The 24,978-nt window shown below is 44.5% G+C and carries 19 protein-coding genes, 1 other RNA gene and 2 pseudogenes; 10 read left to right on the top strand and 12 right to left on the bottom strand.

All coding sequences use genetic code 11. From position 1 onward, the window contains the following. Positions 1 to 263 precede the first annotated feature (263 nt). A complete protein-coding gene (locus MAE_RS13260; protein WP_041804106.1) occupies positions 264 to 572 on the bottom strand; it encodes a hypothetical protein in 309 nt (102 codons plus the stop codon). Between the two features lie 711 nt (positions 573 to 1,283). Here MAE_RS13260 and ilvA point away from each other — a divergent pair. The 3 genes and pseudogenes from ilvA (at position 1,284) to MAE_RS36450 (ending at position 4,369) form a co-directional block, all read left to right on the top strand. Next, the gene (gene ilvA, locus MAE_RS13265) at positions 1,284 to 2,795 is read left to right on the top strand and encodes a threonine ammonia-lyase, biosynthetic (protein ID WP_012266023.1); all 1,512 of its coding nucleotides are present in this window, start codon (positions 1,284 to 1,286) and stop codon (positions 2,793 to 2,795) included. 256 nt (positions 2,796 to 3,051) lie between these two features. Further along, positions 3,052 to 3,930, top strand: a complete 879-nt coding sequence (gene rsmH, locus MAE_RS13270) for a 16S rRNA (cytosine(1402)-N(4))-methyltransferase RsmH (RefSeq protein WP_012266024.1) — start codon at positions 3,052 to 3,054, stop codon at positions 3,928 to 3,930. A 217-nt stretch (positions 3,931 to 4,147) separates the two neighbouring features. Continuing rightward, a pseudogene (locus MAE_RS36450) lies at positions 4,148 to 4,369 on the top strand (hypothetical protein). On the opposite strand, the gene MAE_RS13275 reads toward MAE_RS36450, so the two are convergent. The 3 genes from MAE_RS13275 to ssrA form a co-directional block, all read right to left on the bottom strand. After that, positions 4,293 to 5,234 carry a glycosyltransferase gene (locus MAE_RS13275; protein WP_012266025.1) on the bottom strand — a complete coding sequence of 314 codons (942 nt, stop codon included), beginning with the start codon at positions 5,232 to 5,234 and terminating at the stop codon, positions 4,293 to 4,295. The pseudogene MAE_RS36450 and the gene MAE_RS13275 overlap by 77 nt on opposite strands. 323 nt (positions 5,235 to 5,557) lie before the next feature. Further along, entirely contained in the window at positions 5,558 to 6,724 is a 1,167-nt protein-coding gene (locus MAE_RS13280; protein ID WP_041804107.1) for a pyridoxal phosphate-dependent aminotransferase, read from the bottom strand. Between the two features lie 9 nt (positions 6,725 to 6,733). Continuing rightward, positions 6,734 to 7,124: a transfer-messenger RNA gene (gene ssrA, locus MAE_RS27930) on the bottom strand. A gap of 653 nt (positions 7,125 to 7,777) precedes the next feature. Between ssrA and MAE_RS36455 the strand changes: the two genes are divergently transcribed. Both MAE_RS36455 and MAE_RS13285 read left to right on the top strand, forming a co-directional pair. Continuing rightward, on the top strand, positions 7,778 to 7,951 hold the full coding sequence (locus MAE_RS36455) for a hypothetical protein (RefSeq protein WP_158303523.1): 174 nt from the start codon (positions 7,778 to 7,780) through the stop codon (positions 7,949 to 7,951). 60 nt (positions 7,952 to 8,011) lie between these two features. Continuing rightward, entirely contained in the window at positions 8,012 to 9,691 is a 1,680-nt protein-coding gene (locus MAE_RS13285; RefSeq protein WP_041804108.1) for a DnaJ domain-containing protein, read from the top strand. 246 nt (positions 9,692 to 9,937) lie between these two features. Here MAE_RS13285 and MAE_RS13290 read toward each other — a convergent pair whose 3' ends face one another. The 4 genes and pseudogenes from MAE_RS13290 to pyrH all read right to left on the bottom strand — a co-directional run bounded on the left by MAE_RS13290 (position 9,938) and on the right by pyrH (position 13,482). Then, positions 9,938 to 11,218, bottom strand: a complete 1,281-nt coding sequence (locus MAE_RS13290) for an HhoA/HhoB/HtrA family serine endopeptidase (protein ID WP_012266031.1) — start codon at positions 11,216 to 11,218, stop codon at positions 9,938 to 9,940. Positions 11,219 to 11,465: 247 nt separating this feature from the next. Continuing rightward, positions 11,466 to 11,756 (bottom strand): annotated as a pseudogene (locus MAE_RS29645) (IS1 family transposase); the annotation flags it as partial. 468 nt (positions 11,757 to 12,224) lie between these two features. Further along, positions 12,225 to 12,746, bottom strand: coding sequence for a ribosome recycling factor (gene frr, locus MAE_RS13300; RefSeq protein WP_228021067.1), 522 nt, complete (start codon positions 12,744 to 12,746; stop codon positions 12,225 to 12,227). Between the two features lie 13 nt (positions 12,747 to 12,759). Then, a complete protein-coding gene (gene pyrH, locus MAE_RS13305) occupies positions 12,760 to 13,482 on the bottom strand; it encodes a UMP kinase (protein WP_002800489.1) in 723 nt (240 codons plus the stop codon). Between the two features lie 309 nt (positions 13,483 to 13,791). Here pyrH and MAE_RS13310 point away from each other — a divergent pair, with 309 nt between their 5' ends. Then, positions 13,792 to 14,373, top strand: coding sequence for a hypothetical protein (locus MAE_RS13310; RefSeq protein WP_041804110.1), 582 nt, complete (start codon positions 13,792 to 13,794; stop codon positions 14,371 to 14,373). A 221-nt stretch (positions 14,374 to 14,594) separates the two neighbouring features. Here the strand turns inward: MAE_RS13310 and aroQ are convergent, their stop codons facing one another. Together aroQ and MAE_RS13320 are read right to left on the bottom strand one after the other, a co-directional pair. Beyond that, a complete protein-coding gene (gene aroQ / locus MAE_RS13315; RefSeq protein WP_002797921.1) occupies positions 14,595 to 15,050 on the bottom strand; it encodes a type II 3-dehydroquinate dehydratase in 456 nt (151 codons plus the stop codon). A 41-nt stretch (positions 15,051 to 15,091) separates the two neighbouring features. Next, positions 15,092 to 15,556, bottom strand: coding sequence for a hypothetical protein (locus MAE_RS13320; protein ID WP_002797922.1), 465 nt, complete (start codon positions 15,554 to 15,556; stop codon positions 15,092 to 15,094). A gap of 193 nt (positions 15,557 to 15,749) precedes the next feature. Here MAE_RS13320 and MAE_RS13325 point away from each other — a divergent pair, with 193 nt between their 5' ends. Beyond that, a complete protein-coding gene (locus MAE_RS13325; RefSeq protein WP_012266035.1) occupies positions 15,750 to 17,132 on the top strand; it encodes a Rieske 2Fe-2S domain-containing protein in 1,383 nt (460 codons plus the stop codon). Between the two features lie 22 nt (positions 17,133 to 17,154). On the opposite strand, the gene MAE_RS13330 is transcribed toward MAE_RS13325, so the two are convergent. Continuing rightward, positions 17,155 to 19,278, bottom strand: coding sequence for a serine/threonine-protein kinase (locus MAE_RS13330; protein ID WP_012266036.1), 2,124 nt, complete (start codon positions 19,276 to 19,278; stop codon positions 17,155 to 17,157). Between the two features lie 209 nt (positions 19,279 to 19,487). Here MAE_RS13330 and MAE_RS13335 point away from each other — a divergent pair, with 209 nt between their 5' ends. Together MAE_RS13335 and MAE_RS13340 are read left to right on the top strand one after the other, a co-directional pair. Beyond that, entirely contained in the window at positions 19,488 to 20,156 is a 669-nt protein-coding gene (locus tag MAE_RS13335; protein WP_041804111.1) for a hypothetical protein, read from the top strand. A gap of 369 nt (positions 20,157 to 20,525) precedes the next feature. Beyond that, positions 20,526 to 21,695, top strand: coding sequence for an HhoA/HhoB/HtrA family serine endopeptidase (locus MAE_RS13340; RefSeq protein WP_012266038.1), 1,170 nt, complete (start codon positions 20,526 to 20,528; stop codon positions 21,693 to 21,695). Positions 21,696 to 21,763: 68 nt separating this feature from the next. Here MAE_RS13340 and MAE_RS13345 read toward each other — a convergent pair whose 3' ends face one another. After that, positions 21,764 to 22,627, bottom strand: a complete 864-nt coding sequence (locus tag MAE_RS13345) for a helix-turn-helix transcriptional regulator (RefSeq protein ID WP_012266039.1) — start codon at positions 22,625 to 22,627, stop codon at positions 21,764 to 21,766. A gap of 99 nt (positions 22,628 to 22,726) precedes the next feature. Here MAE_RS13345 and cas3 point away from each other — a divergent pair, with 99 nt between their 5' ends. Further along, positions 22,727 to 24,892 carry a type I-D CRISPR-associated helicase Cas3' gene (gene cas3, locus MAE_RS13350; RefSeq protein ID WP_012266040.1) on the top strand — a complete coding sequence of 722 codons (2,166 nt, stop codon included), beginning with the start codon at positions 22,727 to 22,729 and terminating at the stop codon, positions 24,890 to 24,892. Positions 24,893 to 24,978 lie beyond the last annotated feature (86 nt).

Raw genomic sequence — 24,978 nt, forward strand, 5'->3', positions numbered from 1 at the left:
GAGCTTAAGTTGAATCCTAACAACACACTGTCGTTTTTGCTACAAGGCGATCACCCAGTCAAAACCCAGATTTTGTAAGGCTTCGGGGGTTGGTGATCGTACTTTTTGTGAGAAATGCGGGCTAAGTAGTCGTGCAAAATTAATTTCCTAGTCGAGACAGGAGACTCCGAGACAGGAGACAGGAGACTCCGAGACGGGAGACTCCGAGACAGGAGACTCCGAGACGGGAGACAGCTATTAGGGATCGGATTTGAGTTTTCAGTTCACTGTTTCCTCACACCAGAAGTCTGACGGAGTAGTGGCTTAGATGTGTAATTAATTTTGCTTAGGTACTTAATACCAAAAAGATAACCTACAATGGCTCCAAGTATTCCCATAGTTGATGTCATACCATCTTCATGGTTTATTGCGAGAAGAGAAGAAAAAGTTGCGACTAAAATGATCCCTAAAATTTTCATATTGTAGGGACCAAATCCTTTAACCATATTTCTGAATGCCCCAATAACTGGACTTCCCCGTTGACAAAAGGCCATAACCTGTGCTGTAGGAGGGATTAAGAGAATTTCCAGCACCCCGTTACTGGGTACAAATTAGGGAAACTCCCAATAAATCTAACGCTTTTTGTTGCAGTTGAGTCGGTCGAGTTATCTTAGAAAAACGATAACTTCCCTCCCTAATCGTACATTCCACTGTATTCCTGGACTTCCCCCATACAGAAATACTAAAAAATTAACAAAACCCTTACTGCCTGGAGCTTCTCAGAAAAAATTGAAAAGACGCTACTGGGTACATTTTCCCTTTAAAAATGGCTGTACCGTTGACTGTATCTAGAGTAGAGCAATTCCGTAGAGTTGGCTGTATAGTGATCGCTAACCTTATTGTAACAGATGGTGTCATTAATCTCTAGAGTCAGCGATTCCCTCTGTAGCCATGTTTTTGATGGTTTTCTGCCCGGAAACAAGCTATAATGGTCGAAGGGTCAAATTTGAAAAATTTTGCCTCAAACCCTGTCTGCGTAAGGATTTCAGGAGTTTGTACCCAGTAGTTTATTAGTATTACATTGCTTTAACTCAGGCTCTGTAAGACTTTGAGCCATAGCTAGTATATTTATACAGGGGAAGTTCAGTTATTGAGAGGTTACATCAGTGGGAAGTGGGAAGTAGGGAACACAGAGCAAAAAGCTGACGGCTGACAGCTGATAGCTCTTTATTGCTAACCGGACTGACGATGATCTATTCTGTATCCTAGCCTGACTCGCCAATCCCCACCGCCAAAAAAGAATAATGTACTGCGATTACCTGGTTCAAATCCTCACCGCACGCGTCTACGATGTCGCCCAAGAAACCCCCTTGGAACTTGCCCCCAATCTCTCCCAACGCTTGCACAATCAGCTTTTACTCAAGCGCGAGGATATGCAGTCGGTTTTCTCCTTTAAACTGCGCGGCGCATACAACAAAATGGCGCATTTGTCAAGGGATTTGTTACAAAAAGGTGTAATTGCTGCTTCGGCGGGAAATCATGCCCAGGGAGTCGCTTTGGGGGCGCGGCAATTGGGAACCCAAGCGATTATCGTTATGCCTGTCACCACTCCGCAAGTCAAAATCGACGCGGTAAAAGCCCGGGGCGGGATTGTCGTCCTGCACGGTGACACCTACGATGATGCCTACACCTACGCGCGGCAGTTAGAAGCGGAAAAAGGCTTAACTTTTATCCATCCCTTCGATGACCCGGAGGTAATCGCCGGCCAGGGTACGATCGGTATGGAAATTTTACGACAATATCAGCAACCGATCGAGGCGATTTTCGTCGCTATTGGTGGCGGTGGCTTAATATCAGGTATTGCAGCCTATGTCAAGCGTTTACGCCCAGAAATTAAAATTATCGGGGTGGAACCTGTGGATTCAGACGCGATGAATCAATCCCTAAAAGCCGGTTATCGGGTGCGTTTGTCTCAAGTGGGATTATTTGCCGATGGGGTGGCGGTGCGCGAGGTGGGAGAGGAGACTTTTCGTCTCTGTCAGCAGTATGTGGACGAGATTATCCTCGTGGATACGGATGATATCTGTGCGGCGATTAAGGATGTTTTTCAAGATACACGCTCGATTTTAGAACCTGCGGGGGCGTTAGCGGTAGCAGGAGCGAAAGCTTATGTAGAAAGAGAAGGAATTGAGGATAAAACCCTCGTTGCTGTGGCTTGTGGGGCGAATATGAACTTTGATCGTCTGCGGTTTGTGGCGGAAAGGGCAGAATTAGGGGAACGGCGCGAGGCGTTGTATGCTGTGACTATTCCCGAACAACCGGGCAGTTTACGGCGTTTTTGCGAATGTGTCGGCAAACGCAATCTAACCGAATTTAGTTATCGCATTGCCGATGAAAAAGAAGCACATATTTTTGTCGGCGCCCAGATCGAAAATCGCACCGATGCCAAGAAATTAGCCGAGAGTTTTGAAGCTTGCGGCTTTAAAACCCTCGATATTAGCGATGATGAATTGACTAAATTGCATCTGCGCCACATGGTGGGAGGGCGATCGCATTTAGCCGACCATGAATTATTTTATCGCTTCGAGTTTCCCGAACGACCGGGGGCTTTAATGAAATTTGTCGCCTCCATGAGTCCCCACTGGAATATCAGCGTTTTCCATTATCGCAATAACGGAGCCGATTACGGGCGTATCGTCGTGGGCATACAGGTCCCCCCCGATGAAATGAATCAATGGCAAGCTTTTCTCGATACTCTCGGCTATCGCTATTGGGATGAAAGTCAAAATCCTGCCTATCAGTTGTTTTTAGGTTAGAGTTGGCTGAATAAATCTAAAAACCTTGTTGGATAAGGCTTTTAGACTTTTTTCCCCTCAAAAAGTGCTGACCATTGGAGTGATCGGGGGTAAAATTCAGGCACTTTTTCCCTGAAAATTAGGTAACTGACTACCCCAAAATCGGTAAAACCCTACACCCTACACCCTACACCCCACACCCCACACCCTGCCCCCACCAACAAACTTTTTCAGCAAACCCTAGGTTAAATCGCCATTTTCAGGAAGTTATCAGCAGATGAATCAAGATTTTCCCCATATTTCCGTTTTGAGTCAAGAATTAATCGCCGGCTTAAATATTCAACCCGGGGGGCATTATCTCGATCTTACCCTAGGGGGTGGTGGACACAGCCGCCTGCTTTTAGAAGCCCATCCCGAAACGACAGTAACCGCCATCGATCGCGATCAAAGCGCCCTAGAAGCCGCTAAAATTAGTCTCGCCCCCTATCTAGATAGCCGTTTAACCCTCTGGTGGGGGAACTTCGCCGATTATGACGGACAAAATAGCAGTTTTGATGGCATTATCGCCGATTTAGGAGTCAGTTCTCCCCAATTCGATCAGAGCGAGCGCGGCTTTAGTTTTCGCCACACGGCAGCCTTAGATATGCGGATGGATCGCTGTCAATCCCTAACGGCAGCCGATATTATTAACCATTGGCACGAAAAAGAATTAGCAGATCTTTTTTATCAATACGGAGAAGAACGTTTATCTCGTCCTATTGCTCGCTCGATCGTCCAAAAACGTCCCTTTACTACCACTACAGAATTAGCGGCTGTCATCGCTAGTTCTGTCCCCGCTAGTTACCGTTATGGACGTATTCATCCGGCAACGCGGGTTTTTCAAGCCCTACGCATCGCTGTTAATCAAGAATTAGATTCTCTCCAACAATTGTTAGATCAAGCCCCCCACTGGCTAAAATCCAGGGGAATTATCGCTATGATCAGTTTTCATAGTCTAGAAGATCGTCTGATCAAGTATGGCTTTCGCGAAAATAATTCCTTGAAAATTATCACGAAAAAGCCGATTATCCCCAGCCGAGAAGAACAAGCTAAAAATCCTCGTTCTCGTTCGGCTAAACTAAGAATAGCCCAAAAGATCGAATCAGAGGTTATCTGATAGCAGTTATCTTAATTGTGAGGTACAAACTCTCTGGTTTTGGGGAGTCGTTATCTTGATGAGAAAGGCTGTCAACTATTTTTTACACGAAGGAGAAATAATTGCTCGAGAATTGAATTATGCCTTTGACTTGCCAAGGTTGTTTATTTTCTGTTTCTGTCTGCCATATTTGAAAGCTAAATATCGCTGACTGAACAACCATCTTTGGTTCTTCGGTTTGTGCTATGCAATGGACGGAGTTATAAGGGATGAAACCCTTATAGAGAAGGACATTGATGCGATTTTTGTCAATTGTTTTCGAGCTAGAACAAACTAATCAATAGAACTCTTGCCAGATAAGGATTTAGTCGATTTATGCCCCCCTATCGAACCATACCAAGTAACGAAGAGCCCCATCTTTTTTCAATTTGACTTAAAGCAGACCATTTTTCGTAGGTAGGAAAAGCCACATCTTCAAAAAAAGATATCCATTGATTTAAAGTGGTTTCAATTGTGTGTTCTTTCGCCCTCTTATAACCGTTTTCAACCATTTTTTGATAAAGTTCTGGAGAACTTTTCAGACGACGAACTGCTTCAATTGCCTCCTCTAGAGAGTGAATAATAATAAAATCTAACTCCGTCTTTCTTTCTGCTAAAAAGCCTAACTCTGGAGTCAAAAGGGCGGGAACACCGGCGTGCCAAGCATTAATTAGCTTAATAGAACCTTTATTAGGATAATTTCGAGAATCAAAACTACGCGCGGCGACAATCACATCTAGATTAGTATAATTGTTCCATTGAAATTTATCCCCAATCGGCATCCAATGACAATTGAGAGTGGCCAAAGACTCTCGCCATGCTTCCGACCTTAATTCCGGTGCCAACTGACCCCTGGTGCCAATGTAAGAAATATTCTCGATTAGGGTGTTCCGTTCCCTATCTCTGGGAATTAACCCAGGCATCGGCCAATGACTAATTAGATAGGGGTTCCAAATAGAGTCCTTAACCTTCTCCCAATTAGACGGATTATAAACGATGTGTAGGTGAGCCGAAGGGTGATATTCTTTGTCGCTTTTGACACAAATTAACATGACCTTATCCAGGAAAGGATAGTCATTATCTAGGGTATCTCGGTCGGCGATTAAAATTCCTTGCTCTGGGATTTCTCTGGCTATTTCACAGGGAAAGCCGGCTTGTTTAAGATGAAAGTAGGTTTGGGCTATCCAAGCCGTAAAATTGCTATGATCGCCTGTCCATAGAGTCTGGTCTTCCTTGATATTTTTTTGTCTGATTTCGCCAGGGGCATAAAAATAGATTGTTTGCATTTTCAGGCCAGAGCATTCCGCATCCCCTAGTCTAGATCAAAAGCGCTTTGCCGTCAATTGTCCCTCAAGAGGTCAGCAATTCTGATTATGGAAACCAGCCAGCCAAACCCCTAGTCTAAAGAAATATATTCGATCGCCTCCTAGGGTGGATAATTAGGAAACAATCCCTTGACCTAGGGAAATAGTACCAGGCTTCGCTTTAAGTAATTGACCGACCACAGCAATAATCGGTGTTTGCACCCCATCCATGGGCAAGAGAAGGTTTTTCATCAGTTGTGGTAAAGTAAAAACCAAGAAAGAAAGCCAGTATTTATTCTTCAAAATCATTGACTAAAATAACGCAGTCCCTTTACCAATCTTTCTACTGCCGTTAAAGCCGTTTCTGGAGATAAAGCACCGTAGGCAAGACGCAAATAACAGCCTTCTGTTAGACCAAAAGTTGAACCGGGTAACACCGCCACCCGCTGCCGCTCAATTAAAGTTTTAACTAACTGAAAATCATTCTTGTCTGTAGAAATTTTCAGGAAGAAATAAAAAGCACCTTCCGCAGTGGCAACATCACAGATATCGCCGATTGATTCTAGAGCATTCAGGCAAATTTCTCTAACTTGACTGATGGTTTTTAACTGTTCTAAAGGATAGCTTTTACCCACCTGTAACGCCCCTAGTGCCGCATATTGCGAAACCACTGGCGGACAGATTAAAATAGTATCCTGAATCTTATTAATCGCCTCAGATAAATGTTCTGGTACTACCATATAACCAATGCGCCAACTGGCAAAACCGTAGGCTTTTGAGAGACTAAATAAGGAAATAGTCCAGGATTCACTACCAACAATTGCCGCCGGGGAAAAGTGGCGGGCATGGTTATAGGTAAAATACTCATAGGCCTCATCGTGAATGTGATAGATGCCCTTTTTTTGACAGATTCGATTGACTTCTCTTAGGGTATTTTCTGGATAAACTACTCCCGTGGGATTATTAGGAGAAATCGTCACCACTGCCTTAGTTTTTTCCGTGATTGCCTCTTCAATGGCGGCCGGACGCAATTGATAATTTTTGTCTGTGGCAACCAAAATAACTTGACAATCAGCCATTTTTATGGCCATTTCATGATTGAAATAAAAGGGAGTGTTGAGAATAATTTCATCCCCGGGGGAAGTAATGGCTAAAATGGCATTCATAAAAGCCATATTACTGCCCGCCGTCACAAAAATTGCCTGTTTATCGCTGATTTCTACCCGATTATCTTCGGCTAGTTTTTGCCGAATTACTGCTAATAAGGGGGGAATTCCCGCCACAGATTGATATTGATGATTTTTGGGATTGGCTAAAAATAAAGATAGAGATTCGATCGCTTCCCGGGGTGGATAATAGGAAACAATCCCTTGACCTAGGGAAATAGTGCCAGGGTTCGCTTTAATTAATTGACCGACCACGGGAATAATCGGTGTTTGTACCCCGTCCATGCGGGAGAGAAGGTCTTTCATTAAAGTAATCAATGGAGCCGAGCAGAGTCGAACTGCTGTCCAAATTAGGTATTGACTGTCCGTTCATTCACAGGTTTAGTTTCGATTACCCTCGAAACGGGGACTGTCACTTATCCCGGACAGTGGGATGCTCTAGTTAAAGCTTAGACGGTTAACTAACTAGAGAAAGTTAAACGTGGCATCCGTTGGGGGTTTATCCATAGTCCTTAACGGAGTCAAACCATGAATGCTCGAGTCGATTAGAGACTATTAGGCAGCTACAGGAGCGGCTTTACGAGCGAAAGGAACGATGTTGTTCGCATTTACTTTTTGTTTGAGCCTTTGATTTACGAGAGGAGACTCACTCTCGACCTGTATCACGGGGGAGCTTTCGCTAACCTGTCGAAACCGTTACGGCCCCTTGTGCTTACATTCTGATTATAGCATATTTTTTGATTAAGCTAATTTCCGATTTTCCCAAGGGTTAGAGCCAGGCTAGATCGGTAAAAAAGGGGTTTTATCGCTGATTTTTCCGCAATAGCATCGGTATCAAAGAGATAAGCCATCAGGTTCTCTCGTCCAAGATATTATCCAGTTCTTCGGCTAATTCTTCTGAATCTTCCCAATTTTCGGTTAAATTCCCTAACCCTCCCCTAATTATTGATTGCCTCGGTTTGAATGGCCACCTATCAACAATCTATCTCCATACCACAATTTAGCCATTTTGTCAAAAAAAATTTGACTTTGCAACAAAACTACACAAAAATTAGATCAACGTTGTTCGGAAAAAAAGGGAGAATTGGCGGAACTGTTTGGTTTTGCCCAAGGGAAAAGTCTAGATTTAGCAAGGGTTTTAAGACAACCCAGATCATTAAAACCCTAAAAATTACAATAAGAGGCATCATAGCATAATGCAAAATCATACCAGAATCGCTGGAAGTATTGCAACCTCGTAAATAAATAAAAATTATTCTCAATAAATTCTTAAGTAAAAATAAATATTACCGATTGTAAATTTAAATATTTTTAAGCATTGAAGCTATTTACATATAAAATACTTATCATTTTTCCTGATTGCCTCTGACTGGAAAGAGGGTGTGGGGTGTGGGGTGTGGGGTGTGGGGTGTAGGGAAGGAAACCTCTTTCATCTGTGGGGGTGAAAATTTTTTCATCGGGACTGACTTGAAAGAGGCGGTCGGCAGGGGGCAGGAGGGAAAAGTACCGTTTTGGGGAGTCAGTCGTCGATAACAAACTAGGCTACACTCTATGGGAGAAACCCGATGACTAACTTGATTATTTCGCAAAAATATGGCTAAAAAGCTCGATTTTGTTATTCCCGCCGTCGGTGGAGTCACAGGAGCCAATTTATCTGCTTGTCTGGGAAATATTGGCTTAGTCGGCGGATTTGGCGGTATAAGCGTCGGTTTAGTGGGAATGACGGGGATTGGCATCCTGACAAGTTCGGCAATTTATGCCAGTCTGCAAGGACTAGAAACAAACGATCACAATGTCGGGTTAGCTTTGGGAATAGGAAGCCTTGGCGGAATCGGTATCTACTCTACCTTTGGGGGTGTGGGAGTCGCAGTTAAAGGTACAGCTTTCGGTGTTGGTGTTGGTTCTATGGCAATCGCTGGCGGCCTAGTCGGGTTAGGAATCTACGGAGTGATGAAAATGTTATCTCCCACCTACTCCGACAATAATTTTTATAGGAATCTAGAATTTTTTGATCGCATTACTAGAGAGTACGAAGAAGCTTTATTTTGGCAAGAAGTTACGGGGAAATATGAAAATCTAGAAGCAGAATTACAGCAACTGTTAGAAGAAGTATCTGTTCAGGAAAATCAACAGTTAGATTCTACAGAAATTACTATTCCAGAGCGTTTATCTTGGCAGTGTTTCCAAACTCTTAAAGGTCATCAGGCAAATATTGGGGCGATCGATGTTAGTCCTGATGGTAAAATTATCGCTAGTGCGGGAGAAGATCAAACCATAAAACTTTGGCAGCGAGAAACGGGTAAATTAATTTATTCCTTTGTGGGAGTTAATGAACCGATCCAAACTCTGGCTATAAGTCCTAACGGTAAATCGATTATTGCTGGTGGATTGGATGGCAGAATTAGTCAGTGGCAATTAGACACTAAGCAGTATAAAAGTAGTTTTTTCGCTCGTGTCAATGCTCCCCATAGCCACGATGGTGTAATTTTACAATTAGCTTTTGCTGCCAATGAAAGATTTATTGTTAGTGCTAGTAATGACAAAACTCTGCGAATCTGGGGTTATCATACAGGAGAATTAAAGCGAACTTTAATCGGTCATGAGGAGGCAGTTAATACCTGTGCTATTAGTCCCGATAGCCAAATTATTGCTAGTGGTAGTGATGATAAAACTATTAAATTATGGCGATTTGATAATAGTTATGCTTATCAAACTTTTATCGGTGACAGGGCAGCCGTTAACAGTTTAGCTTTTAGTAATGATGGTCAATATCTAATTAGTGGCGGTAGTGATAAAACGATTAAAATCTGGGATATAAAGACAGGAGAAATTATTAAAAGTTGGCAGGCACACGAGCAGGCAATTATCAGTATTGCTATTAATCCTCATCGCCATCTAATTGCTAGTGCTTCCCGAACAGAAATTAAAATTTGGCAAGGACAAACAGGAGAATTAATTAAAATTTTACGGGGAACTGCTCCCTTAAAATTTAGTCCTGACGGTCACTTTTTAATTACAGGTAGTTATGGAGATAAGGTAAAAATATGGTCAGAAATGTTAGGAGAATTAGAAATATTCCCCCCAGATTCCGACGATTGGTGGGAGGTTTTAGAAGTTTCTAAGAATGCCAGTTTTTCAGAAGTTAAGCAAAGATATTATCAGCTTGCTCGTCAGTATCACCCCGATCACAATTCCTCCGTCATGGCGATTAAAATTATGCAAAAAATTAATCGAGCTTACGAGCGGTTTTTATTTTCTATCTCCCAACGGTAAAATTGTCAGCCTAGGGTCAAGTATTTAACTATCTTTCGATTCTCCCTTAATCCCCCCTTGATCCCCCCTTAATCCCCCCTTGATAAGGGGGGTATCTGATAATTTTTAACGACTACCTACTTATCTCACCATTAAGATAAATGCTATAATTATTCGATTCAAGAGGCAAAAGTAAAACCAGAAATATAGAGAGCTTAGTAACAAGCTCTCTATAAAGTTTAGGTCTTCTACCACTTATCTTCCAGACTAGGATTTGTTAGCAGTATTCAAGCTACCCACTTGAATATTCAGATTAATTTTTTGTCCTTCCCGGCTAATTTCTACGGGTAAATTATCGCCGATTTGAGTATTAGCAACAATTTCCTGAACCGCATCGGGATCGGTGACATTCTTACCACCTACAGATCTTAACACATCACCCGATCGCAATCCCGCTGCTGCGGCAGGAGAATCTCTCATCACCCGCACTAACAAGACACCAGAATCATCGGGGATAGTCCAATTATCAGCCATAGGACTATCGGCTAATTGTTCTTTTACCTCCGGGGTTAACTGTACCATTTGAACACCGAGATAGGGATGTTCCACCTTACCCGTAGCGATTAATTGTTCGGCGATTCTTTGGGCAGTCTTAATCGGAATAGCAAAACCTAAACCCTGGGCATTCTGAATGATAGCAGTGTTAACTCCGATGACTTCTCCGCGATCATTTAACAAAGGTCCGCCGGAATTTCCGGGGTTAATTGCCGCATCGGTTTGCAGGAAATCCACCCGTTTATCACTAGCACCAATTTGGGAGCCATTGCGTTCCTTGGCACTAATAATCCCCGTGGTGACAGTGTTATCTAATCCCAAAGGATTGCCGATAGCGATCGCCCATTCTCCCACCTGTAAACTATCAGAATTACCTAATTTAACCCTGGGTAAATTGCTCGCTTCCACCTGTACCACTGCCACATCAGTTAAAGGATCACTACCTAAAACTTTACCATCAATAGTGCGACCATCTTTGAGGGTGACAGTCACCTTATCTGCTCCCTCGACAACGTGAGCATTGGTGATAATTTTACCGTCATTACTGATAATAAACCCCGAACCCGTACCTCTTTGAACTTGTTTTTCTCCTCGCTCGGGTATTTGAGAACCGAAGAAGCGACGGAAAACAGGATCGTTAGCAAATTCCGAAAAATCACCGCCTCCATTGACTTCCCTAGAAGCATTAATTCTCACCACCGCCGGCCCCACTTCTTGCACCACAGAAGCGACAAAATTGGTGGGCATAACTAGGGTTGAGGGAGCGGCTGCGGCCGGTGTGGAGGGGCGAGGATTAGTGGCAGCGGGGGCAATATTTTGGGCTAATTCTAGAGGATTTTGACTGTAGGCGTAGGTGGCACCGATGCCTAACCCGGCACCCAAAACCAGTAAAGAGGAATAGGCAAAAAGTTTTTTCATTGCAGAAGATTTGGAGCGTTTAGGATTGCCTTCGTTGCGCGGGGAGATATTATCGTTAAAAATATTGCGAGTCATAGTTTTTATTGTTTAACCATTCTGAGAAGGGAATAAAAGTCAGTCCTAATAATCGTGGGTGTGAGAGGAGTGTTTCGGAAAACGGCTTGGGACTGACTATCTCTAATTTAGGCAGGGGATATGAACTTACTGTGACGCAGACATGAACTTTTGATTGCAAGGTCATTATCCTAGTGGATAGACAGATAGAAAGATAGAGGGTGGTGATTCGGTAGTAGTGATGGCGGCTTAATCCTTTGCTTTGCTGTGCATTGTAGTCATGGATAAAATACCAAAAGGCTCCCCAACGTGATTCTTCATTTTGTTAGAGAAAGATAGACTCTCTCTCACCAGCCGAGAAATCCTTTGTCGAAAGGTATTATTTAATCTTTCAATAGGATTAGTTTGACCAGTTTCTTGACCGACTGGTCGATGACGTTTACTGGGAATTACTGTCTTATAGGACTCCCAAAAGTCTGTGTAAGTAACAGCACATTGTCGGTAAACACCGGGTAAACTGGCCCCAAAGTTTTTTGGCTGATTGACGACTCCTATCTCCGCGCATAGCAACCAATAATACTAAATCCGTTGAGCATAATGCTACTTATAAGGACAGGCAAAAGGGGGGGATAAATAATCAGTTTTTAATAACCCTATTTAGTATAATACCCGTCATAATGATGCTTTAAAACTGCCTCAATTTTAACAATTATTACCAGAAAAAAATTCTTGTTTAGTGATTACTCATGATCTAAAATGTACGGCTATTATGATCAATCAACTAGCAGAAAGAAGAAATTTTCTCAAGTAATGGCAGAGATGGTTAATTACCCTTGCCCCCAAGGCGGGGGTGGGAGAGGGGGAGTAGGATGCCTGCCACGAATAAAGAAAATGGTAGAACCTGAGATGCCGCGATACGGAAAGACTTCACCCCCAAACCTTCTCACTCCCCTATACCTTTTAAATAGGGATAAAAAGCTAAATAGAACAGACAAAAAGCCTGTTCTATCCATGAGGAGAAAAAAACTTAAACGGTCATGATATCTTTTTCTTTTGTCGTTAATAAATCCTCGATTTTGGCGATAAATTTATCGGTGGATTTCTGCACTTGATCCTGTAAATCCCTGGATTCATCCTCAGAAATTTCGTGACCTTTTTCCCGTTTACGGATAGCATCGATCGCATCCCGGCGAATATTGCGGATAGCCACCTTTCCTTCTTCGGCCAATTTCGCCGCTAATTTGACCAATTCCTTGCGGCGATCGCTAGTGAGGGGAGGGATATTCAAACGAATGGTCTGACCGTCATTGCTGGGGGTTAAACCCACGTCCGAGAGAGAAATCGCCTTTTCGATCGCCCCCATACTGGTACGATCGAAGGGTTGAATCGCGATCGTGGTCGCGTCGGGAGTGCTAATGGTCGCTAGGGACTTGAGGGGAGTTTCCATGCCATAATACTCCACCACGATCCGATCTAAAAGAGAAGCATTTGCCCGGCCGGTACGAATCGTATTAAAAGCTCTCTGGGTTGATTCGACGGTTTTCTGCATCTGGTCTTGAACTTCAGCTAACTTCACAGAATCCTCCTACCAATGTTCCAACGGGTTCACCTTTGACAGCGCGAACAATATTACCTGTCACCGACAGATCGAAAACGACTATCGGGATATTATTTTCCTTGCACAGAGCGATCGCAGTCCCGTCCATCACCCGCAGATCATGAGTCAGCACATGACCGTAGGTAAGACTTTGAAAGCGTCGCGCGTTAGGGTTATGGGAGGGATCGGAATCATAAACTCCATCCACTTTCGTCGCTTTAAACACCACTTCCGCATCGATTTCGGCAGCGCGCAGGGCCGCCGTGGTATCGGTGGTAAAGAAAGGATTACCCGATCCCGCACCGAAAACCACCACCCGACCTTTTTCCAGATGACGGATTGCTCGCCGGCGGATGTAGGGTTCAGCTAATTCCTGCATGGCAATCGCCGTTAATACCCTAGTCGGTACTTGCGCTCGTTCTAGGGCATCCTGCAAGGTCATAGCGTTCATGACTGTTGCTATCATACCAATATAATCGGCCGTGGCCCGATCCATGCCGGCCGAGGCGGCTTTCACCCCGCGAAAAATATTGCCCCCACCGACCACGATCGCCAATTGGATGCCTTGAGCAACCACTTCGGAGATTTCCTGGGCGATAGCGGAAACCACCATCGGGTCGATCCCATAGCCGAGATTGCCCATCAAAGCCTCCCCACTCAGTTTTAATAATACCCGCTTGTACGCCATGCCCTTACTACCACTCGCTAAAACAAGATCTAGATAATTTTTGTCTCCCCATAAGATAGCAGGTTTTGGCCTTGATTTAAGCTGACCAGTTCACTCTTCCAGAGGGACGAGAAGTTAAACTTAATAAATCTTTTCGTTGGGAAATTGGTATTTAGTGATACCTTTGTTATTAAGGGAAGCTTAAGTCCCTAGGCAAAATTAATTACACATATCTCACTAGCTCTTGTCTTTTGCCTTTTGCATGACTGCCTATCCTAACCAAGAAATTAATTTTGCACGACTACTTAGTTTTATAGAGAATTAATAACCGTGGTCAGCGATCGATTACTATTGGTCAACAAAAGCAATCAAGGGGCTGCTAACATCGATACCTTTGATTGGGTGTATGGGTTTCAGGATGGAACTCGTCTGATGGGAAAGGTTTGCGGTTACTTAGATCCCGATAGTAATCGTCTTCTCGATCCCGAAAACTGCAGCGCTATCTACCAGAATGCCCAGGGACAAGTCCTTAGTCGTTGGCAAGCTGGAGATTTTATCGCTTTTGAACTAACCACCACCGGGGAAGCTCTCTTGATCGTGGCTTCTAATGATAATTGTGTCAGTAATAGTCTCTGTTTGGTTTCGGGCATTAGTCGCAGCTGCGCCCAAGTTAGCGATGAAGGAAAATCCCTCGTCCGGGAGGTTTTTCAATACCCTGCTTGGTCTTTCCAGGGCGATAATAGCACTTCTAAGCCGGCTTTCAGTTGGAATTGTTCCGTATCTCCCTTTTTCCCCTTTGTTTCCCTGCGTTTTAATCTTCAGTCCACCAGCAGCAAAAAATTCTATCGTTGGACGGTTTCCCCCTATTTTCCCTTTTGTCCCCTCTTAGAAGTGGGAGAATCCCTTGCCTAATTAGGGTTTGCGGCAAAAAGTTTTTCGGTGGGGGCAGGGTGTGGGGTGTGGGGTGTAGGGTGTAGGGTTTTAGAGATTTTGAGGGGGTCAATTACCTAATTTTCAGGGAAAAAGTCCCTGAATTTTCCACCCGATCACTCCGGGATACGGTACTTTTTGGTTTCCAAAAAGTCTAAAAGTCTTACCCAACAAGGTTTTTAGATTTATTGAGCAAGCCCTAATTAGCCTTCTCTATTCTTTTGCAAATAATCGACTAATGCCCATAATCCTAGGCGATAACTTTCGGCCCCAAAACCGCTAATCTGTCCGATGGCTATATCGGCAATGTAGGAATGATGACGAAAAGACTCGCGTTTGTAAATATTGCTTAAGTGTACTTCCACACAGGCCATTTTTGTGCCTAATAGTGCGTCGCGGATGGCGATACTGGTGTGAGTATAAGCTCCCGCATTAATCAAAATACCGTCATGCTGACCCCATGCTTGCTGAATCCAGTCCACTAATTGCCCTTCCTGATTGGACTGGTGTGCGGTTAAATTCACCCCTAAACGGGTAGCTTCTTCGTTTAAAAACCGGTTAATCGCCTCTAAATTGACGTTACCGTAGAGATTCGGCTCTCTTTTCCCCAATAGGTTTAAATTCGGCCCGTGCAGAACCAGAATGCTTAGTTTATTCACAAATGTCCTCCCTATCACCACGAGAATTAATCTTATCTCGATCAGGGACTATTGCCGATCAACAACATTTTTGCCGCTACGGTAATCACCGCACCAATAGTAGCACTGAGCGCACCGACGATGATCGGCAGAATCAGACCTCGGAATCCCTGGAGGTCGGAAATAGCTTTAATCATGGTAGCCTGTTCACTTTCCACCTTTTCGAGTCGTTTATCCATCCCCCCGACTTTCTCGGTTAAAGCGACCAATCCTATCGATTTAACTTGTTCGTTTTCCACCTTTTCCAGTCGTTTATCCATCCCTACGACTTTCTCGGTCAAAGTAGCTAATCCTATCTCTACTTTATTTAATCTTTCATCGATTCTGTCAAAGCGCTCATCAATCTTGTCAAATTTTTGATTAACGTCCCTTTGTAGATTATCTATTTTTTGACTAACATCCTTAACGCTGTCTTTGATATCCTTTAAGACAGTTTCTAGGGAATAAGTGACGGTTTCTCCGGACATTCTGGTAAACTCCCCTTAGTTTTATCTTGATCCTTCTCCCATTCTCGCTTTATCGATGGGAGACTACCCTTTAATTATCACCCCAAAATATAGCCCCAGTGTTTGTTTCCCCAGCAGATACCGGCATCTGTCCCCTTTTGTCGATTAAATTTGTTAGATTTTGGAGGAGAAATGTTAACTTATTTTAAAATTTATGCTGACCAGCACTGCTACCCATCCCGTCGGGGGAACAGATATCGATCGCTTTGATTGTCGTCAAGTTTGGTATCCTATCTACTACGTCAAAGATTTAGACAAAAAGCAGCCCCAACGCTTTACCCTACTAGAAGAGGATTTAGTGATTTGGTGGGACAAAAATCAGCAAGAATGGCGAGTTTTCGAGGATAAATGTCCCCATCGCCTCGCTCCTCTCTCAGAAGGTCGTCTTAACGAAAGCGGACATCTAGAATGTCCCTATCACGGTTGGTCTTTTTCCGGAGGAGGAAACTGTGAATTTATTCCCCAACAACCGGAAAACAGTCAAGCTAACACCTCTCGACGCGCTTGTGTGCGGTCTTTTCCCACGGCTATCCGTCAGGGATTATTATTCGTTTATGCGGGTAATCCCGAAAATGCTCCCCTGACTGCGATTCCAATTATTGAACCCATGGAGGAGGATGCCGATGCTTGGATTTGTTTGGATACCTTTCGAGATCTACCCTACTCGGCCGTCACTTTAATCGAAAATATTATCGATTCTAGTCATGTTCCCTATACCCATCATCTCACCATCGGTAATCGGGCCAATGCCGCTCCTATGGAGTTAGAAATTATCGAGTCCAATCGTCAGGGATTTAAGGGAATTTGGCCCGAAGGACCGCGTAAAGGTAAATTAGGTCAACAATACAGCAATTTTATCGCCCCCGGATTCATTTACCACGATCTCACCTCGGAAAAGTTCGGACGGACTTTAACAGCTGTCTATGCAACTCCAATCCGTCAGGGAGAATGTCGTCTCTTTGCTCGTTTTCCCTTTAAATTTAACTCTAAACTGCCGAAATTCTTCATTAAGCTTACCCCCACTTGGTATTCCCACATCAATCAAAACGCTATTCTTGAAGATGATCAGATTTTTCTCTACTATCAAGAGCGTTATCTGCAAGCTCAGGGGGATAGTCGGAATTTTAGTCAAGCTTGTTATCTCCCTACCAAAGCGGATTTATTCGTGTTTGAGTATCGCAATTGGGTTAATCAATACCAAGCTGATCCTTTCGCCGGTCAACCTTTTCCCCCCCGACAATCAAAAGAGATTCTCCTGGAACGCTATCACTCCCATACCAAAAATTGTGCTGTTTGTCAAGGGGCTTTAAAAAATATTAATCGTCTGCGGGGGTTAACATTAGCGATCGCTATTGTTCTTGGTCTATCTTTACCACTTTTAGCCCTAATTTTCGGTCAATCGGCCCTCCTTCCCGTGACAGTGCTGACAGCATTAACTGTCCTTATGGTGGCAGTTTATTGGCGCTTGGGAGAACTGATAAAACAGTTTTATCAAGGACGGGAACTATTGCCGAGAAATACCGGCAAAAAGCGATAAAGCTGCCGAAAAAGAGCGGAAGTTAGGGAACCTGTTCCTCATTATCGACTTTGGGGGTTTGGTTTTGGGAAGATTGCTGAAGTTCTTGCCAGCGAGTTTCTGCCAGTTGTTTTTGTGTTTGCACTTCTCGGTCATTGGAACGATAACGAAGTGATTCTTGATAAGCTTGAATCGCTCGCTCGTATTGACCGAGTTTAAAGCAACTATTGCCTAAACTTTTCCAGGTTTCGGGGTTATCTTTTTGTCTTTGAATCGCCTGTTGATAGGCGATTATGGCTTGGGAATAGTCGCCTAAACGATACCAAGCGTTACCGATACCGATAAAAACTTCGGCTTTTTGGGAAGAAATGCGGCGAGCTTTTTCGTAGGATGCGATCGCTTCTTGAAATCTTTCCATTTGATGAAGTAATGCCCCTTGATTTAACCAAGCTTGATAATAATTAGAATTGGCTTTAGTTGCTTGAGTAAATGCCTCCAAAGCTTCTGACTTGCGACCTAATTTTTGCAGAATAATCCCTTGACTATAGTGAGCTTGGGAAAATTGGGGATTAAATTGTCCGGCTTTGCTATAACTTTCTAAAGCATCATTAATTTTATTTAATTGATACAAACTATTAGCTTTTTGATACCAAATTAAGGCATTATCCGATTCGAGCGCTAGAGCCTGATCATAGGCTTTAACTGCCCCTTCATAATCCTCAAGATTCTGTAATGACCAGCCTTTTTTGTACCATATTTTGGCATCATTTTGCTGAAAAGTTAACAATTTTTCAAGAGCTTTTTGGGCGGCGGAATATTGTTGCAGTTCTAGATAGATATCGGCTTTACCTTGCCAAGCTTGACTAGCGGCAGGATTAAAAGATAAGACCCGATCAAAACTTTCCAAAGCCTCCTGATTTTTGCCTAATTTATCTAAAGCTTGCCCGCGACCGAGCCAAGCTTGCCAAGCGGAATCTGGGTTAATTTGAATAGCTTTTTCGTAGGTATTTAAAGCTTCCGAGTATCTTTTTAAAGCTAATAAAGCATCAGCTTTTCCTTGCAATGCCTCAAGATAATCGGGATTAATTTTTAAGGCTTGACCATAGGAATTAAGGGCATCAGTATAGCGTTTGAGTTGATAAAAAGTCTGACCTTGTTGATAGTAATCAAGAGAATTACGAGAATTTTGCCAATAATCAAAACCCAGATAAGCGCCCGCTATTAAGCCAATTGTCCCAGAGACAACCAGGATTTTTGTTAGCCAAGATTTCCCTGGACGAGCAATCGGACCTTGAGGTTTCACCGACTGGGTAGTTTTCGGATCGAGATGATGAATTTTCTCTAATTTTCTCAGATCGATTAATGCTTCACTGACACTGGTATAACGCTGACGAAAATCATAGCGGATCATGCGCTCGATAATATAACTAAACTCGGCGCTAGTCATGGCCAAATGTTGCCAGAGAATTTCCCCCGTGCGAGCATCCAGTGGAATATCTTCGGGATCTTTACCGGTTAAAGCTTGTAATCCAATCATACCGGCGGCATAGATATCGCTACTAAAACGCGGATAACCTTGGGCCTGTTCACTGGGGAAATAACCAGGGGTACCAATAGCGATGGTAGAAACGGTTTTACCTTCTTTAACCACTTGAGTGCTAATTTGTTTGACAGCACCAAAATCAATTAAAACCAATTGATGATCTTGGCTGCTACGAATAAGATTAAAGGGATTAACATCGCGATGGATCACCTGTTTGTGATGGACAAATTCGAGAATTGAGAGAATTTCTGTTAATAAAGCCACCACTTTCCCTTCATCTTGCCTATAGACACCGGCAGTAATTTCTCTGGCTAAATCTTCCCCTTCAATGTATTCTTGCACGAGGAAAAATTGCCCATTTTCCTCAAAATAAGCAAATAAACAGGGAATATGGCGATGAATGCCCAATTCTTGCAGGATTTTCGCCTCGGTTTCAAAGAGTCGTCTAGCGATGGCTACAGTTTCGGCATCCTGGCACTGGGGTTTAAATTGTTTGATCACACAGCGATTTTGATTGGGTAACTGGCGATCGCAGGCCAAGAAAGTTTGTCCGAATCCCCCTTTTCCCAATTGACGGATAATTTGGTAGCGATGACTAAGGATTTTTCCGGCAGCGAGTTCCATAGACGATGGCAATCCGAGGTTTTTTACTATTCTAGGCTTTTCGGCTCTCTTTTGCGGTCGATGGACAAAATGCGGAAACTTTCCCCACTCCACTTTTTTCCCTATAGAGAGAGAAAAAATTCCCTGTTGAGGGGACTGACATGACAGACAGAAAAAAATAATCTAGAAACAGAGAAAGTTCACTGTTGTTTTTTGAGAGGATAACCGCTATGTCTATGAATCCTGTTACTAGAGCCAGCACAGCTTTACTGATTACCCTGCTCATGGGGTCGATGTCCGGTACTTTTCCCGTCCTCGCTCAAAGTAATATTAATCGGCAACGTCTCATCGCTCAACAAATCTCGATTCCGGTGGGAACAGTTATCCCTTTGAATTACGAGAAAGCCGATAAAATTTTAGTTTCTAAAAGTGATGTTATTCCTCTGACTTTAACCGTAGCCAGAGATATTCGTGACCGGAATGGGATTGTGGTGATTGCAGCGGGAAGTGAAGTCAAGGGTACTTTAGAAGCGGCGGGCCGAGGTGTGCGGTTTATTGCCGATGAAATTCGCCTCGATGGGGGTAATCGCACCATTCCCCTCAATGCCACTTCGCGATTAATTACTACCACTGAAACCCTGCGTAAAGGGGCAAAAACTCAAGATATCTTAGGGGGAACCCTCGCCGGTGCGGGGGCAGCCACAGCGATCGCTGCTCTTACGGGCGATCGCAAGATCGAAGTTCTCGATGTCTTAGCGGGGGCAGCCGTGGGAACCCTTGCAGGATGGGGCTTACCGGCGGCGGGAATTGTCGGTGGTAGTTCCGTGCAGTTATACTCTGTTAACCCCGATCGAGATTTAAATATTACCCTGCAATCGCCCCTAGTGATCAGAGATTAGTTAGGGTCTGCTGAAAAAGTTTTTCGTGGGGGCAGGGTGTGGGGTGTGGGGTGTGGGGTGTAGGGTTTTACCGATTTTGAGGTAGTCAGTTACCTAATTTTCAGGGAAAAAGTCCAGGAATTTTACCCCCGATCACTCCAATGGTAGGCACTTTTTGAGGGAAAAAAAGTCTAAAAGCCTTATCCAACAAGGTTTTTAGATTTATTCAGCCAGCCCTAGTAAACGGCAAACCATGACCAAATCCGTCTGCTGGCGGATTTGGTGTCAACCATCGATTTAAACGGAGCGATCGATTTGTTAGATTTTTAATAGTCCGTCTGTCAACCAATAGACAGAAACAGTCAAAACATCAGAATCAGAGATCAAAGTATGAAACTTCCTACAGGGTTACGGCGAACTATTACCCACGCTTTAGCAACTTTTCTGGGAGTTATGCTCGGTTTTAGCAGTTTAGCGGCGGTAAATGCTCAAAATCTGCCCACTGCTGCCGCCGATCTGGCCAGAATTCCCCCGGAGATGACGGCGGAAAGTTTTGTCGCTAAGGCAGTGGCGCGCACGGGTGCGGCAGTAGTGCGAATTGACACCGAAGCGATCATTACTCGTCCCAATAGCCCCTTTTTTGATGATCCTTTTTTTCAGGAGTTTTTTGGGGAACAGTTTCGTCTTCCCACCCAACAGCGAGTGGCTGGCCAGGGATCGGGTTTTATTATCGATGGCAGTGGTTTAATCTTAACTAATGCCCATGTGGTCGATAATGCCGATAAGGTAACGGTAACTTTAAAAGATGGTCGTAGCTTCAAAGGAGAAGTACGCGGTACTGATGAGATCACTGATTTAGCCGTAGTGAAAATTAATCCCCAAGGGGAAAATTTACCTGTAGCCGTCCTCGGCAATTCCTCATCCATACAAGTGGGGGACTGGGCGATCGCAGTAGGCAATCCCGTCGGTCTAGATAATACGGTAACTTTAGGAATTATTAGCACGATCGGGCGCTCGGCGGCTAAGGCTGGTATTCCCGATAAACGCATTGATTTTATCCAAACCGATGCCGCTATTAACCCGGGTAATTCCGGCGGTCCTTTACTCAACGCCCAAGGGGAAGTCATCGGCATCAATACGGCGATTCGTGCCGATGCCATGGGCATCGGTTTTGCCATTCCCATCGACCGGGCCAAGCAGTTACAAGCAACCCTAGAATCAGGTCAAAAGGTAGCCCATCCCTATATTGGTGTACAGATGGTTAATCTAACTCCCGATTTAGCCCGGGCTAATAATCAAAACCCCAATTCTGCCATGATCGTCCCGGAAGTGTCGGGAATTTTGGTGGTGAAAGTCCTACCTAATACCCCCGCCGAAAAAGCCGGGATCCGTCGCGGGGATGTGATTGTCAAAGCTAATAATCAACCGGTTAGCGATGGCGCTGAGTTACAGGAAATGGTGGAAAAAACCGGGATCGGTCAATCTTTACCCCTAAGAATCAGAAGGGGGGAAAGGGCGATCGATCTCACCGTAATCACCGCCCAAATGTCAAATCAGTAATCGGCGGTCAGTGATCAGTTATCAGATGTGAGTTTTCATGCCTTGATTGAGCAGCGACGAAAATCTTTTCAGGACTCGTAGCGCCGATAAAGTCGCTGCAACTTGTCATAGAAACGCTTGCGGACTTTTTCCGGGGAGATCAGCAAGCAATCTTCTCCGTAGGGAAGAATCTCGCGGAAAAACCAGAAGCTACTCGTTACCTGTCGGGTAATCTGCCGGACGAGGGGATCGTTCGAGATCAATTCGTTGGCGATATCGATAGCGCTTTTAGTCCGGTACGATCGAGCTAATCCATCGAATAGCTTAAACTCGGCCGACACACTATCAAGCTGATTGCGCCATTTGCCCCTAGGGATCGGGGTAATTAAGGAATCGTTGGGGATTCGATCGATCCTTAAACTCCAATTATGCTGTAGTTCGGAAATATCTTGATTTCCCTCGGTTTCCTCGCACCAACAATCGAGATATAAGCGATCCTCGTGACGATTGATAGCGGCATGGTAAAGATGGAATTCCCAGATTCGATCGCCGGCATCCTGATAGGATAACTGAAACGGTTGTTGTCGGAGAATGCAGCGATCGAGTTCCAGTCGCCATGGTGGGGGAGGATTATCGAGGCGGCCTTCTAGCTCTTTCCGTAAGGGTCCCGGCAGTTCGCTCCGTTCTAATAGTAGTTTAGTTAGTTCTAGGGCGATGGGGATTTGTCCGGCATCAATGAGAGAATCGATCGCCTGTTGGAGCATCTGCAAGCGATCGGGCTTCCAGTCGTGATTAGGGGCGATTTTAAGCTTATTACGGGCAATTTCTTTGATTAACTTCGATATATTCGGTTTATCTCCCCAAAATAGCCCGAATTCACTGGCAAGGATTTCTAGGGCCTGTTTTTCTTTTTCACTGACCGATAAAGTGATCGATTGTCCTATCCGGCTCATAATTTATAAGTGTACGGACACTTTTTCTGTTAAGGTACTTGTCCATCCCTATTATCCTGGTTACTATGGAAGATAGCAAGAAGTTACGGACATAAATTTGTGGGTAATTATCAAGTAACGCTCAAGCCGGTCTATTCCTGTCCCGCGGACGAGATCCCGGACGGGATCAAGGTTCCGCAAGGATGGCGGTTATCGTGGCATCAGGTGGAGACGTGGAAAGCACTCAACGATCCCGATATCGATGTGATTTTCAATACGGCCATGACGGGGGACGGGAAAAGTCTAGCGGCCTACCTGCGAACTTTGCAAGGATATTTCCCGATTATGGGACTCTACCCAACCAACGAACTGGCGCGGGATCAGCGGGGTCAGATCGAGGCATATATTCAACGATTTCAACCAACGGATCAACCGCGGGTCAATCTTTTAACCGGGCCCGAGTTGGAATTGTACGCCGAACGGGATGGGAAAACGAAAGCGATCGCTCTAGAGACTCGATCGAAACAGTCGGAAATTCTCTTAACTAACCCCGATATTTTCCATTATCTGCATCGGGGGGCCTATTTAACCCCCTACGATAACCCCGATCAGCTATGGAACCGGATCGATAAACATTTCGATCTCTTCCTATTCGATGAATTTCACGTTTTCGGCACGCCACAGGTCGCCAGTATTATCAATACCATGCTTCTAATCCGACGGGCCAATCGTGGGAAACGATACCTGTTTTTGTCCGCAACTCCCGACGAGGGTTTACTAAAACGATTGGATAAAGCGGGGTTTCGCTATCGATCGATCGACCCAGTAAGAGAAGGAAAATACCGGTTTCCCGATACCCCAGAAGAGGCCAATTCCCTCGCTCAACAGGGATGGCGGCAAGTAACCTCGGAAATCGAGCTATCTTTTATTCCCTTACCGTCGAGTTTTCAAACTTCGGAAAATTGGTTGAAGGAAAATAAAGAGCGAATTTTAGACTATTTTAAGCGATACCCCGGCAGCAAGGGCGCGATTATTCTCAATTCGATCGCTTCGGTTAAACGTCTGCTGCCGATTTTCCGAGAATTATTGGCGACTATCGGTTTAACAGTGGGGGAAAATACGGGTCTTTCGGGAACGCGGGAGAAGTTGGCATCTTTAAATCGTGATCTGGTGATCGGAACGAGTACCATCGATGTGGGGGTGGACTTCAAGATTAATTTTCTCATTTTCGAGTCGTCGGATGCGGGAAATTTTATTCAACGTTTCGGCCGTTTAGGCCGTCACAGCGGCTACGATCGAAAGGGAACGGCGGTAAAATTTGCTAACTTCACAGCGATCGCTCTGGTTCCGAAATTTTTCCTAGAACGGTTATTCGAGAAGAAAGACGCGCCGTTACAAGTTGGGGAACGGTATGACCGAATTCAGCTACAGGAGGCCATCAAGAGTAACTACCGTCATATCAATAATTTCGAGGGTTATTACCAACGTTGGGGAGCGGTACAATCATTTCAACTCTGGTGGAATTTAGGGAGTCCGAAGATCAAATCCCAATACGGGGAAAGTCGCCAGAAGTTTCAACAGGAATGCGAGGAGGTTTTCGATACCAGTTTAAAACGGGTCGCCGGTCGGGTGAAAGGATGGGCCGACGAATGGAAGGAGTTATCGGGGAAAAACGGTAATCCGATTTTCGAGGATGCGTCTAGTTTTCGCGGGTCGAGTCCGTTACTATGCGGGTTATACGATTCGACGGAACCAGAGGAGGGCGATCGCTTTAAAACCTACGATTTACCCAGTATTCTCGGTAATCTAGAGGTGGAGGTGTGGAGAAAAGGCGAGTTTAAGCGCCAGATCGAGGCCACGGAAACACCGATCGCGCGCGGACGTTTCGATTATTGTCTCACGTTTCTGAATTTAAAGGGATATCGAGAGGAACGGTTAAACTGGCGCTTTACCTACGACGGCGATTTAGGCGAGATTGCCTCCGCGTGGAAAGTACAGGTTTTGACGGGAATCGGTGTTTGGCAACCAGATAATCCTTGGCTCGATCGAATTAGTCGGGAGTTACGGGATCTGGCTCTGGTTAGCTTCGTTCTTGCCTATCCCGTCGCTGCAGTTCGCCAACGCTTACAATTACCGATGCACTTTGGTATCTATCCGATTAGTGACGAGAGTAGTCTTCATTCTCCCCTGTCACCCTATTCTATAGCGATCGGTCAATCGGCTTTGTTGTTGGATACTCTCGCTCATCGGTTCAAAGGTCAAGGGGGTGAGGTGTGGATCTGTTGATGCCGTTTGAGGCTACCAAGAGATGAGGGAGTCAAAGTGTACGGACACTTTTTCTGGGATTTAGTTGCTCTTTGCTTCCTCCGCGT

It is taken from the genome of Microcystis aeruginosa NIES-843 (assembly GCF_000010625.1).
In the GTDB taxonomy this organism is placed as follows: Bacteria; Cyanobacteriota; Cyanobacteriia; order Cyanobacteriales; family Microcystaceae; genus Microcystis; species Microcystis aeruginosa.

Excerpts from the sequence above, each read along its gene's own strand:
- MAE_RS13285 (WP_041804108.1), top strand. The coding sequence starts at position 8,012 with ATGGCTAAAAAGCTCGATTTTGTTATTCCCGCCGTCGGTGGAGTCACA.
- MAE_RS13280 (WP_041804107.1), bottom strand. The coding sequence starts at position 6,724 with ATGAAAGACCTTCTCTCCCGCATGGACGGGGTACAAACACCGATTATT.
- frr (WP_228021067.1), bottom strand. The coding sequence starts at position 12,746 with ATGCAGAAAACCGTCGAATCAACCCAGAGAGCTTTTAATACGATTCGT.
- ilvA (WP_012266023.1), top strand. The coding sequence starts at position 1,284 with ATGTACTGCGATTACCTGGTTCAAATCCTCACCGCACGCGTCTACGAT.
- MAE_RS13340 (WP_012266038.1), top strand. The coding sequence starts at position 20,526 with ATGAAACTTCCTACAGGGTTACGGCGAACTATTACCCACGCTTTAGCA.
- pyrH (WP_002800489.1), bottom strand. The coding sequence starts at position 13,482 with ATGGCGTACAAGCGGGTATTATTAAAACTGAGTGGGGAGGCTTTGATG.
- MAE_RS13275 (WP_012266025.1), bottom strand. The coding sequence starts at position 5,234 with ATGCAAACAATCTATTTTTATGCCCCTGGCGAAATCAGACAAAAAAAT.
- MAE_RS13345 (WP_012266039.1), bottom strand. The coding sequence starts at position 22,627 with ATGAGCCGGATAGGACAATCGATCACTTTATCGGTCAGTGAAAAAGAA.
- MAE_RS13330 (WP_012266036.1), bottom strand. The coding sequence starts at position 19,278 with ATGGAACTCGCTGCCGGAAAAATCCTTAGTCATCGCTACCAAATTATC.
- MAE_RS13290 (WP_012266031.1), bottom strand. The coding sequence starts at position 11,218 with ATGACTCGCAATATTTTTAACGATAATATCTCCCCGCGCAACGAAGGC.
- MAE_RS13320 (WP_002797922.1), bottom strand. The coding sequence starts at position 15,556 with ATGTCCGGAGAAACCGTCACTTATTCCCTAGAAACTGTCTTAAAGGAT.
- MAE_RS13325 (WP_012266035.1), top strand. The coding sequence starts at position 15,750 with ATGCTGACCAGCACTGCTACCCATCCCGTCGGGGGAACAGATATCGAT.
- rsmH (WP_012266024.1), top strand. The coding sequence starts at position 3,052 with ATGAATCAAGATTTTCCCCATATTTCCGTTTTGAGTCAAGAATTAATC.
- MAE_RS13335 (WP_041804111.1), top strand. The coding sequence starts at position 19,488 with ATGTCTATGAATCCTGTTACTAGAGCCAGCACAGCTTTACTGATTACC.